The organism is Proteus columbae, assembly GCF_002777965.1.
GTDB classification, from domain to species: domain Bacteria; phylum Pseudomonadota; class Gammaproteobacteria; order Enterobacterales; family Enterobacteriaceae; genus Proteus; species Proteus columbae.
Genome location: NZ_NGVR01000021.1, coordinates 197898 through 210555 on the forward strand (window position 1 = coordinate 197898; position 12658 = coordinate 210555).

Consider the following 12658-nt stretch of genomic DNA (forward strand, 5'->3'; position numbering starts at 1 on the left):
ATTAATTACTATTGTGCGATTTTTATAAACTTAAAAAAAATAAGAGGAATAGACTATCTAAAATGATTTTTAACGAAGGTATTGAAAATGGGCATTAACGAAGTAAATTTAGCGGTAACTACATATGTAAATAATATAGAAAATAAGATTGAAGTTGAGTATAAGAAAACGCTTTCATATATCAATGATTTGGAAAGTATTATTAATACTAATTTGAATTTTAGAGTAGGTGAGAATAAAAAAACTGCATCAGGTAGTAATATATCTAAGTATATAGAAGGATATCAAAATAAATTAAAAAATAATAGCGATAGTTATCCTGTTTTAAATAATAAGTCAGATAGCTACAATGAGAATAAAAATAAGACTATTTCAGATGATAAATTTAATCAAGAAATTGATGATATTATTAATAACAATCTTGAAAATATGATGAATGATTTATTTGATGAAAATGATCATTTACGTAGTCATAAAGATTTTATTGAAACAGATAATAGTTATAAAAATACTGAAAGTATAGAAAAGCAATCTATTACGACAGAAGAGAGTAATCATGAAAATACTGAAAGTATAGAAAAGCAATCTATTACGACAGAAAAGAGTAATAATGAAAACACTGAAAGTATAGATAAACAAGTTATTGAAAAAAAAGAAAATAAACTTCCTGATTGGATTACTAATTCCGGGAGAAAAAAATTAAATGTAAATCAAAATCTTTATTTTAAAAGAGAAAAGAAAAGAAGTTTTAAAAATTTAATTAAAATATTTTTTTCACCATTTAAATTTATAAATAGAACATTGTTACCTGTAAGTATCGATTTTAAAAATCCTAATATAAATAGATCATTAAAAACATTTAGGTTTGATAGTGTATCAAATAATGAAGCTTTTAGTAATTTCTCTAATAAACTAAACCAACTAAATAAAACATTTACTGATAATATTAGTAAAGTAATAGATAAGAAATTATTTAACAATAAAAATATAGATGTAACGATTAAATATCATACTTTAGAAAAGGCTTTGGAATGCAAGCTTGTTAATGATATGAAAATATTAAGTAATGAATTTAAATCGGATTTGGCTAAAAATAAATTTGAAGAGAATTATTCTGATTTACACGTGAAAATAGTAAATAAATTAAATGATATTACTGATCCAGAGATGGATAATTTGTTTTCTTCTAATACGATTAAAGAATTAAAGAATTTATTAAAAGAAAAGGTTAATAGTAAAAATAGTAATATAAAATTTGATGAAACTATTGATAAAATAGTTGATTCTGTTTTGAATGAAAAAAATAAGATAGCAATGGGTAAAGATTTTTATGGTGTATATGAACATATAAAGGAAGGTATATCTGATAAATTAACAAAAGAATTATTTAATAAGATTTCAAAAAATGAAATATTTATTGGCGATAAAGATTCTATTGCAAAAGTAGATGACTTAATCAAAACAGTAAGTGAACATATCCATAAAAATTTAGGTAAGCCAACAGAGAAAATAATAAATTTACTTAGTAAGTCTTTTTATGAAAATATAAAACCAAATGACAATGGAAAGGATTTACTCACTCGATTATTTAAAAACTCAAGTAATAATATTAATTATAAGTGGGCACAGGATGCTGTCATATTATTAATTAGTTATGAAACATTTGAAAATGAAGTTAGTGAATTAAGCGAAGAAAACGAAGAAAGCGAATTAAGCAAAGAAAATAAAGAGTATTTAATAAGTTATGATAATAATGGAATGAGGGTAAATGGTGGAAATGGTTATGATAAAACACAAGAAACAATGGCAAAAACAAAATTAAAAGATATTTTTAATCGATTGGGATTAAAAGATGGTGATTTTGTAAAATATAAAGATGAAGTGCTTAGGAAATATTTTGCTAATTATTTTGAGCATATTTAATATATCAATAAGTTATTTTTATTTTTTATAGTATTTTAAATGTAAATAGGATGTTTATTATGAATATGAAAGTAAATTATTTTAACCCTAATGTTTCATTTTTAAATAAAACTCACCAGTATCCCATAAAAGAAAATTATACTTTCATAAAAAAAATAGACGATATAAAAAACATATCGGCATCCCCTTCCTTTTATAAGCGGGTTATTAATGCGATCACTTATATCTTTAATAAGATAGAAATAAAATTTCTTATAAGAGATATAAAAAACAATAATTTAATTAATGTTATAGATGTAAGTGAGCATCGAAATAAGATAAGTGAATCAGTAATAAATAGTAAATCAAATGAAGTTTATAAATATGATTATCTAAAAGAAATAATATCGCATTCAAATGATAAATTTGATTTTTATAGCTTTTGTGATTATTTAGTAGAAGTTGAAAGAGTAAAAAATTTTTTTTCAACATCAGAGAATGTTAATTCTAAATGTTATGATAATAATTTAATTAATGAAACTTTGAGTAGTATTATTTCACATAGAATAAACTCAATGAATGCTAATGATTTATATAATATTATTAAATTGTGTAATTTAAAGTTTAGATTTGAAAATGTTTTTCTTCATAAAGGACGTTTTTTTATGAATGATTTCTCAAGTGTAAAAAAAAGAGAAGAATTTATAAAAGTTATCAATTTAATTGTGCTTGCAATACGTTATTCTGATGTTTTGTTTGATATTGACGCGGATGTTTTGGGTAGGGTTAGAGATAAATTAAAAGAAATTTTAAAAATATCACTTGATAAAAATAAGAGTGATAAAATATCTTTTAATAATTTAATAACGGAATGGAGTAATAAATATATTAATAAGGATTTTAGCATAATTACAGAAGAAATAGCAGAAGAAGAAAAAGAGAAAGCAACAGAAATAAAAGAAGAAAAAATGGAGATATTTGATAAGGTAAAATTAGAGGAAAAAATCATAGAGTTAAAATTACTATTAGATGATAATGATGATGATTTAATAGAGGAAATAGAGAGAATAAAGGATAATATAGAATATAAAGAAGAAGATATAAGAGAAAAAGAGGTGGTGATTGTTGATGAAATAGAAGAGAAAGCAGAAGAGAAAATAGAAGAGGAAATAAAGAGATTAGCAAGAGAAAATGCAGAGGAAGAAGCTAATGAAATATTTAATAAAATAAAAGAAAATGCAGAGAAAGAAGTTGATGAAATATTTAAGAAAATAAAAATAAGTTCAGGAAAAAAAGTAGTGAAGGAACCAAGAATAAATCTTTTCGAGTTAGAAAGTAAAGAGGGAATGGAAAGAAAAGAAGAAAATATTGAACTGTTAAATAAAACTTTAAATGTTTTTTCTTCTATGGAAAAGCTTATAAAAAAATATAATGAAATGGACTTAATCGATAGAGAAATAAAAGAAATTTTATCTAGTAATAATCAAGAAATAAATATTGAGTTTGATAAAAATGCAAGTGAAATAAGAAAAATAATAGCGTTTATTCGTAATGGCTTAGTTTCTATAAAAAGTTCACTAGAGCGCAACTATACTGAGTTAGAAAAAAATGCGCCTTATGATGAAATGAAAAAATTTTTAATAAAATTAGAAGAAAATTTGGATTTAAATATAAGTAACTCAATTGGTGAAATGACTAAAGTACCAATAGAAAATAATATAAAAGAGTTAATGAATGAATTTGAACTGTATCTTTCAAAGATGAGAGATATGCTTTTAGATGATGATGTAACTCCGTTAAATAATAATGCATCTAGAAGCGAAAGTGAGTTAGAAAATGATCCCAATAAAAATGATTATTTAGATAATAGAGATAATAGAGATAATAGAGATAATAGAGATAATAGAGATAATAGAGATAATAGGTTGATCAATATTGCATCGCAGTTACATGAAAATAATGTTAGTGAATTAAATGTGGATGAATTGTTTTCATCTTTGGAAAATAATATAAATAATATAGGTGGTGATATTTTTTATATTCTTAATAAATTTAAAAGCTTATCGTATAATACTGAAAGTAGAATTGTAACTAATTCAGAGTTAAGTAAGGTTCAAGAGTTAAAAAATAAGTATCTTAATAAAGAAAATATATTTATTGATTCTAAAGTTAACAATCTATCTAAAAATAAGCTGGATGATAAATACATTGAAATCACTAAAAAATCAAAAGAATTATCGGATGAAATAAATTCGCTTAAAGGAAGGTTAGAGAAATCAAAAGCGCGATATAGTAAAGATGACCAACAAGAAAATGAAGTTAATATTAGCAACTTAAAGGTAATTAATGAAGAATCAAAACGTGGAGGAGAAATAAAAACTAATAATGCCAGTATCGATGCTAATGTAAGTAATAATGATGTTAAACAATCTAAAGAAATCACCGGAAATGAAATTACATTAAGTGAAGATAATAATAAAAATTCAAAACAAAATAATATGGCTAATAGATGGGAGGTAATTGATGATAATTATGAAGGTGAATTAAGAACAGTGCATTCAATTGATAATGATTCCGTGAATAATATTGAATCAAAAGATGGAAATATTTTCTTGATTAAAGACAACGAAAATAAAAATAAAAACATTGAAAATGTTCGTTTTAATGCAAATGAAAATAGAGTTACCTATTTAAGAGTGGATTATGATAATAAGAAAGTAGCTAGAAGTTTAGAATATGTTATTAGTAGTAAGAAAGTAAAGAAAGAATTGGAAGAAATAAAGAAAATAAAAGATGAAATATTTAAGTTGAAAGAAAAAAAAGTAGTTGATTCTAAAAATAAAGAAGAAATTAAGATAAAAAATAAAATGTTAAAATCTACAATAGAGGAGGTAAAAAAGGAAATTAAAGGCGATATAAAAAATATCATTGATAAAATCAATGGGTTATCAAAAAAATAGATATTAAAGAATAAGACTAGCGTTAAAGTTTTTTCCTTAAATAATATTTTTTATCATTAATCGGATAGTTCTCTAACGTGCCAAATATTTCAAATCCCTGCTTTTGATAAAAAGGCAGAGCTTGAAAGCTAAAGGTATCGACTTCTGCATATTTGGCACCTTTTTCTTTTGCAGTAAATTCCATAGTTTGCAGTAATTCTGTTGCTATATTTTTCCCACGATAGGCTTTATCTACCCACAAATAGCGAATGCGCAACCAATTTCCTAAAATATCACCCGTTATTCCACCTATCTTTTTACCATTTTCTTCCTTAAAGACCGCAAGTGGTGTGTATTGATCTATATGAATATAGTTGAGGTTATGTGTTAATAAACCTTCATAAATTTCATTGATCTCATTTGCTGTGGGATTTGTGGTGATCTTTAACGACATAATCAGCTCTATGTATTAAGGAAAATAATAATTACATTATCACTATTTGGTTATTAAATATTTATACAAATGCTAGGATGGAAACAATAATTAAAAAAGCTGGATAACACAACATGTCGTTTTTAAAAACTCTGCCAGGTATTCTATTTTGTGCATTAATAGGTGGTGTTCTTACCCTTTCAGGTTTGCCCATGGCGCTGATGTTTGGGCCGATCCTTATTGTCATTATTGCTTATCGTTTTAAATGGGAACTCGCGGTTCCTAAACATACATTGACGTTTATTCAGCTAACTTTAGGCACTTCGGTTGGTTTAATGTTTAACCAAGTTCATTTAGGGAGTGCTGATAACTTACTCATTTTATTACTCACCCTTGTTGTTTGTTTAGCCATTCAGTTTTTTGTGAGCTATTTTTGGTTTCATCGTCATATTGGTTGGACCAAAGAAGAATCAATGTTAGGAGCGGTTCCCGGTGCGATGGCAGCTATTTTGGCTCTTACAGATCACACTAAAACCCCCCCACAAAAGATTGTTATTTCTCATACCATTCGTTTAATGGTGCTGATTATTATGGCAGGTTTTATTGTAGGAGCCGATAAAGCCAATATGCCAGAATTTGTAATACCTGAAATGACGATAATTTCGCTGTTGTGGTTATTATTAATTGTTGCTTTAGGGCTAGGCTCAGGGCTTTTATTGCAAAAAATCCGATTCCCAGCACCTTTTATGCTGACTTCATTAGGAAGTGCGATACTTGTTCAATCTTTTGTCAGTGAACCTATTGTTTTTCCAATGCTACTAAATGAATTTAGTATGGTTTTAATTGGTATGAATATAGGGGCTCACTTTGTTGTTTTTCCGCTTTCATCACTGATTAAAAATGCGTTTTCTTCTGTGCAAGTTGTGATTATTAATGTGATTTTAACCGTTATTGTGGCGTATGGTGCAGCTTATTTAACGGGAGTGCCTTGGGCAACATTAGTACTAGCATGGGCGCCGGGAAGTATGGAAGCGATGACATTTGCGGCGATAACCATGAATGTAGATGCTGCCTTTGTGATGTCGAATCATATTTTTAGGATGTTGATTATTCAAAGTATTCCATCAGTTGCTTTGTATTGGAACGAATATAGACAGAAGAAAAATAATCAGAATAAAGAAGAATAAAATATAGAAGGGCTAATTTTGTTTTTTGATAACCTCTATTTAGTTGCTTTATATTGAAACATAAGCATGCTACTTCAAGAGGTTATCTTTTTCTATCAAGCCAATTGCAACTTAATAGAGGTATTAATAGTTTAATAAACTGAGTGATTTATTAGCTAACAATTGGCATTTCTTATTGTGTGATACTTCAATACCTTTTAAATCATTGTAACTATCTTCATTCAATTGACCCATTGGCAACGTTGAGTAATTACTAACATCCCATTGTTGTGAGCGAGAAAATACCATTAAGGCTCTTTCAATTTTGGGTTTCGATATCTGCTCATAACCACAATCTTTATTTAAAAAAAGGTAGATAGCGGTTAAATCTGCCAAGTCTTCTGCTTGTGTGTAAGTTAACGCTTTTGTACTCGAAGAAAAGAGCATAGTAAAAGAAAACGTTAGTGTGCAGAACAAGGCGAACATTTTTTTCATTAGGCGTGCTGTTCCTTTGTGTGATGATTTAGCAAGTTTTGTTATTTGGCTTAATGTAGTTAAAAGTTTTGCAAAGACCCTCTGTTTTGTTGGGTTTTAAATTGACCTTCCAGTAAGGGGAAACTTTAGCATTGGTAATAGTTTACAAAACTTCTTTATTCATTTTATTTCGATAAATACAAAATAATTTGTTTTTATTCAAAGGAATATATTATGCAACGTCGCGAATTTTTAAAATTAGGCGCCACATTAAGTGCTGTCACATTATTACCGAGCTGGAGTCGTTTTGCGTTTGCTCAAAGTAGCACGCCTTCATTGGCTATTCCACCTCAAATTACCCCTGATGCTCAACAAAAGATTGTTCTTAATATTCAACAAGGTGTTTCTCAATTTATTCCGACGGCAAGTACAACAACTTGGGGCTATAACGGTAGTTTGTTAGGGCCTGCATTGAAATTAAAACGTGGTCAACCTGTCACTATCAATATCAATAATCAACTTCCAGAAACGACAACGGTTCACTGGCATGGGCTTGAAATTAGCGGTGAAGAAGACGGCGGACCACAAGCAATGATTGAGCCGGGAAAATCTCGTACTGTTACTTTTACACCAAATCAAGCTGAATCAACGTGTTGGTTCCATCCTCATACTCATGGTGTTACTGGACAACAAGTCGCAATGGGATTAGGTGGATTAGTCATTATTGAAGACGATGAAACCGCAAGCCGTAAATTGCCTAATCGTTGGGGAGTTGATGATTTACCTGTTATTTTACAAGATAAACGTCTAGATAGTGATGGACAAATTGATTATCAACTCGATGTAATGAGTGCAGCAATTGGTTGGTTTGGCGATATGATGTTAACCAATGGCGCCATTCAGCCACAACATATTGTACCCAAAGGTTGGGTAAGATTACGTTTCTTAAATGGCTGTAATGCGCGTAGCTTAAACCTTGCCACAAGTGATGGCAGACCAATGTACGTGATTGCCAGTGATGGTGGATTACTTGCAGAGCCAGTTAAAGTGACTGAATTGCCGATTTTAATGGGTGAGCGCTTTGAAGTTTTAGTGGATACCTCTGATGGACGTGATTTTGATATTATCACTTTACCCGTTCGCCAAATGGGAATGGTTTTAGCGCCATTTGATAATGTGCTGCCTGTATTGCGCTTGTTACCATCAGCAGAAAAAGGGCAAGGTCTTTTACCTGAGCAATTGGCGCTTATTCCTGCATTACCAACATTAAGTAACCTTTCAACGCGTACATTACATTTACGTATGGATATGCGTTTAGATATGCAAGGCATGATGCTATTAACAGAGCGTTACGGTGATAAAGCATTAGCAGGTATTCATCATGGAATGAGTCATATGCGCCAAGGTAACGGCAGTGGCATGATGGGCGGCGGAATGAATTGTGGTCATGGTAATGGGGATCTTGATATCTATAATGCTAATAGTATCAATGGTATTCCATTCTCAATGACTGAACCCGCATTTGATGTGAAACAAGGCATTTATGAGCGTTGGGTTGTTTCTGGTCGTGGTGACATGATGTTACATCCATTCCATGTTCATGGTACTCAATTCCGTATTTTATCTGAAAATGGTAGAGCGCCAGAGAAGCATCGCCAAGGTTGGAAAGATATTGTGAAAGTTGAAGGTCAATTTAGCGAAATTCTAGTGAAATTCGATCATTTAGCGACAAAAGCACATCCGTTTATGGCTCACTGCCATTTATTAGAACATGAAGATACCGGAATGATGGCGGGTTTTACTGTTAGTAAATAATCAATCACTGTAAAAACCATCAATATCAGTAAGATAAATTAATAAAGGGCATAAAATTGATATTTTGTGCCTTTGTTTTCATTAAATCAGATCATCGCATGATGGAGGAAGTTCTGGTACAATCGTTTGCTTTCCCCGTTAACCCAATCGAAATTAATCATGAAACATATTGTTGATGTCATGATCTCTGAAGAAGAGATCAAACAGCGTATTGCTGAGCTAGGTCGTGAAATCACAGAACATTACCGCCCACGTCAAGGTCAACATGATCTTGTCTTAATCGGCTTGTTAAAAGGTTCTTTTATTTTTATGGCAGATTTATGCCGTGAAATTGAGGTGAACCATGAAGTCGATTTTATGACCGTATCAAGTTACGGTAATGGTATGACGTCAACGCGTGACGTTAAAATCATTAAAGATCTCGATGAAGATATTCGTGGTAAAGATGTTCTGATTGTTGAAGATATTATTGACTCAGGTAACACCTTAAATCGCGTTAAAGAGATTTTAAGCTTACGTGAGCCAGCTTCTATTTCTATCTGTACTTTATTGGATAAACCATCTCGTCGTGAAGTTGATGTACCTGTTGAGTGGATTGGTTACTCCATTGAAGATAAATTTGTTATCGGTTACGGCATTGATTACGCACAGCGTTATCGCCACCTGCCTTATATTGGGCATGTAACGTTATTAGATGAGTAGTCGATTGACTTAAAATAGAAGTGAAAAAACCCGCTGTAGGCGGGTTTTTTATTTAATAGAACGTATCTTATTAACGTGGATGACTTAATTTTGCCATTGCTTGACGATAAGAAAGTTCAAGTTTTTCGCGGCTATCAGAAGTGACATCAAGGTCGTGTAACTCACCGTTATTTAAACCGTAAACCCAGCCATGGATCATCACTTTTTGTCCACGTTTCCATGCGGCTTGCATAATCGTTGAGTGGCCAAGGTTGTACACTTGTTCGATAACGTTTAGCTCACAAAGCAGGTTTAACCTATCATGTGGTGCCAGTTCGCCTAACATAGAACTGTGCTTATACCAAATATCACGGATATGCAGTAACCAGTTATTGATAAGTCCTAATTCGGTACCTTCAATAGCCGCTTCAATACCACCACAACCGTAGTGACCACAGACAATAATGTGTTCAACTTGCAATACATCAACCGCATACTGGATCACAGAAAGACAGTTTAAATCAGTGTGGATCACTAAGTTTGCGACATTACGGTGAACAAAGAGGTCACCCGGTGCTGCGTTAATTAATTTTTCTGCTGGAACGCGGCTGTCAGAGCAACCGATCCATAAAAAATGAGGTTTTTGACCTTTACAGAGATCTTTAAAAAACTGAGGGTTTTCTTCAGTAACAGATTCTGACCATTGCTTGTTATTGGCTAACAGCTCTTCAATTTTTCTCATCATGACGTGACTGCCTGTAAATTCGGTTTCCCACCATTTGCGCTGACAGTACGCCAACACGAAATAGCTCTTGTGTTATTGTTGGATGCGATAGATCCATTAAGAAAGGGTATTTTTATACCATTACTTTTGAATTAATCAGAGGGCTTTTTAAAGCCAAGTGACAGATAATTACCTGTATTTTTTCGCGTTCAAATAAGATAGATCTTTTTATAGCATTTGTTTAATGAATTTATCAACATATTCCTTGATGTAAATCAAATGTATAAAAAGATAACTATTTGTTAAGTCAGCTATTGTGTTATTCAAGAATAGATACTTATATATATTATATAAATAAATCTAATGATTATAATTGTTGGTTTTATTTTTATACTAAAAGCAAAAATGACAAAAAACAAAGAGCATCATTGATTGAGGTGATAAATGGAGAGATAATATTCATCAGTAAACTTGAGAAACAAAAGCAATAATTTTATTGGTATCAATTAGACTAAATGATTGCAATAAGGAATAAATTTATTAAAACATCAGAATATCAGTAAGAAATAAAAGAACTTTGAGCCTTGATGGCTAATTTACTTTTTCTTCATCTCTTATTCTTTATTATTGCAATAGTTAAAAAATATTTATTTATTCGTTTGTGTCATAAGCCCTAAAACGGTTTATTTGCCACTGAATATTCTCTAGAATAACTTATTCCATTTTATTCTTTGAACTAAGCTTATTTTCTGATTTCAGCTCAGTCAATGCTGAATAATGCAGTTGATAAAAGGTAATTCCCACTTATGACGTATGCATTGGAGTTAACGGAGTTAACGAAAACTTATCACAATGGCGTAAAAGCGCTAAAAGGAATTGATCTCACCGTTGAGGCGGGCGATTTTTATGCTTTATTAGGCCCTAATGGCGCAGGCAAATCGACCACGATTGGTATTATTAGCTCTTTAGTTAATAAGAGTAGCGGTAAAGTCAAAGTATTTGGTTATGACACCGATACCGATATGGTCAATGCAAAACGTCAATTAGGATTAGTGCCACAAGAATTCAATTTCAACCCTTTTGAAACCGTATTGCAAATTGTTCTCAATCAAGCGGGTTATTATGGTGTACCTCGTAAATTAGCGCTAGAACGTGCCGAAATTTATTTAACCCAGTTAGATTTATGGGAAAAACGCGATGATAGAGCGCGTTTTTTATCAGGTGGTATGAAGCGTCGTTTGATGATTGCGCGTGCGTTAATGCATCAACCGAAATTGCTTATTCTTGATGAACCGACAGCGGGTGTTGATATTGAATTACGCCGTTCAATGTGGACGTTTTTAAAACAATTAAATGCTGAAGGTACCACCATTATTCTAACCACACACTATTTAGAAGAAGCTGAAATGCTGTGTCGGAATATTGGTATTATTCAACGTGGTGAACTGGTTGAAAATACCAGTATGAAAGGGTTATTAAGTAAATTAGAGTCTGAAACCTTTATTTTAGATTTAGCACCGAAAAGCCCACTACCTGAATTACAAAATTATCAATATCGTTTGGTTGATACATCCACATTAGAAGTTGATGTTAAAAGAGAGCAAGGACTAAATAGTGTATTTGCTCAACTTAATGCACAAGGTATTCAAGTGTTAAGTATGAGAAATAAAGCCAACCGCCTTGAAGAATTATTTGTTCACTTAGTAAATGAAGAGCATACAGTAGAAGGAGAGAGGGAATGATTCAGCTGTATTGGGTAGCCCTCAAAACAATTTGGATTAAAGAAGTCACCCGATTTGGCCGTATTTGGGTACAAACATTAATTCCACCAGTAATAACCATGTCTCTCTATTTTGTTATTTTCGGTAACCTGATTGGTAAACGAATTGGCGATATGGGCGGTGTAGATTATATGCAGTTTATTGTTCCTGGCCTGATTATGATGGCAGTAATAACAAACTCTTATGCAAATGTTTCTTCTTCTTTTTTTGGCGCTAAATTTCAACGTAGTATTGAAGAATTATTAGTTTCACCCGTTCCAACACATGTTGTTATTGCCGGTTTTGTTGGCGGTGGTGTGGCTCGTGGTATTTGCGTTGGTATTTTAGTGACTTTAGTTTCACTCTTTTTTGTACCACTAGAAATACATTCTTGGACAATGGTAGTGGTGACATTACTGATGACCTCAATTGTGTTTTCTCTCGCCGGATTATTAAATGCGATTTTTGCGAAAACCTTTGATGATATTAGTATTATTCCAACCTTTGTCTTAACACCATTAACCTATTTAGGTGGTGTGTTCTATTCACTTTCATTACTACCTGAATTTTGGCAAGGTGTATCTAAACTTAACCCAATTGTTTATATGATTAGTGGTTTCCGCTACGGTTTTCTGGGCATTACGGATGTCTCTTTAACTGTAACAATTAGTGTTCTGTGTCTTTTTATTGCCGTGTTTTACGTTATTGCATGGTATTTAATTGAAAAAGGCCGTGGTTTAAGAAGCTAATCAAAAAAACAAAAT

General features: G+C 31.3%; 10 protein-coding genes. 7 read left to right on the top strand and 3 right to left on the bottom strand.

Annotated elements, in window-relative coordinates:
* Nucleotides 1–87 precede the first annotated feature (87 nt).
* Together CBE70_RS10335 and CBE70_RS10340 are read left to right on the top strand one after the other, a co-directional pair.
* Nucleotides 88–1923: a hypothetical protein gene (locus tag CBE70_RS10335; RefSeq protein ID WP_100159279.1), complete on the top strand. Its 1836-nt coding sequence runs from the start codon at nt 88–90 to the stop codon at nt 1921–1923.
* Nucleotides 1924–1982: 59 nt separating this feature from the next.
* Nucleotides 1983–4862: a hypothetical protein gene (locus tag CBE70_RS10340; RefSeq protein WP_100159280.1), complete on the top strand. Its 2880-nt coding sequence runs from the start codon at nt 1983–1985 to the stop codon at nt 4860–4862.
* 22 nt (nt 4863–4884) lie between these two features.
* On the opposite strand, the gene CBE70_RS10345 is transcribed toward CBE70_RS10340, so the two are convergent.
* Nucleotides 4885–5295 carry a GNAT family N-acetyltransferase gene (locus tag CBE70_RS10345; RefSeq protein ID WP_100159281.1) on the bottom strand — a complete coding sequence of 137 codons (411 nt, stop codon included), beginning with the start codon at nt 5293–5295 and terminating at the stop codon, nt 4885–4887.
* A gap of 113 nt (nt 5296–5408) precedes the next feature.
* On the opposite strand from CBE70_RS10345, the gene CBE70_RS10350 reads away from it, so the two are divergent.
* Complete coding sequence (locus tag CBE70_RS10350; RefSeq protein ID WP_100159282.1) at nt 5409–6461, top strand: AbrB family transcriptional regulator; 1053 nt, start codon at nt 5409–5411, stop codon at nt 6459–6461.
* A gap of 123 nt (nt 6462–6584) precedes the next feature.
* Here CBE70_RS10350 and CBE70_RS10355 read toward each other — a convergent pair whose 3' ends face one another.
* Nucleotides 6585–6935 carry a YacC family pilotin-like protein gene (locus CBE70_RS10355; RefSeq protein WP_100159283.1) on the bottom strand — a complete coding sequence of 117 codons (351 nt, stop codon included), beginning with the start codon at nt 6933–6935 and terminating at the stop codon, nt 6585–6587.
* A 213-nt stretch (nt 6936–7148) separates the two neighbouring features.
* Between CBE70_RS10355 and cueO the strand changes: the two genes are divergently transcribed.
* Entirely contained in the window at nt 7149–8729 is a 1581-nt protein-coding gene (gene cueO, locus CBE70_RS10360; RefSeq protein ID WP_100159284.1) for a multicopper oxidase CueO, read from the top strand.
* 159 nt (nt 8730–8888) lie between these two features.
* Complete coding sequence (gene hpt / locus CBE70_RS10365) at nt 8889–9431, top strand: hypoxanthine phosphoribosyltransferase (RefSeq protein WP_099074258.1); 543 nt, start codon at nt 8889–8891, stop codon at nt 9429–9431.
* Nucleotides 9432–9501: 70 nt separating this feature from the next.
* Here hpt and can read toward each other — a convergent pair whose 3' ends face one another.
* Entirely contained in the window at nt 9502–10155 is a 654-nt protein-coding gene (can, locus tag CBE70_RS10370; protein WP_072070989.1) for a carbonate dehydratase, read from the bottom strand.
* 785 nt (nt 10156–10940) lie between these two features.
* On the opposite strand from can, the gene CBE70_RS10375 reads away from it, so the two are divergent.
* Both CBE70_RS10375 and CBE70_RS10380 read left to right on the top strand, forming a co-directional pair.
* Nucleotides 10941–11876, top strand: a complete 936-nt coding sequence (locus tag CBE70_RS10375; protein WP_100159285.1) for an ABC transporter ATP-binding protein — start codon at nt 10941–10943, stop codon at nt 11874–11876.
* Nucleotides 11873–12643, top strand: a complete 771-nt coding sequence (locus tag CBE70_RS10380; protein WP_069368528.1) for an ABC transporter permease — start codon at nt 11873–11875, stop codon at nt 12641–12643. The genes CBE70_RS10375 and CBE70_RS10380 overlap by 4 nt, the downstream gene beginning before the upstream one ends.
* Nucleotides 12644–12658: the final 15 nt, after the last annotated feature.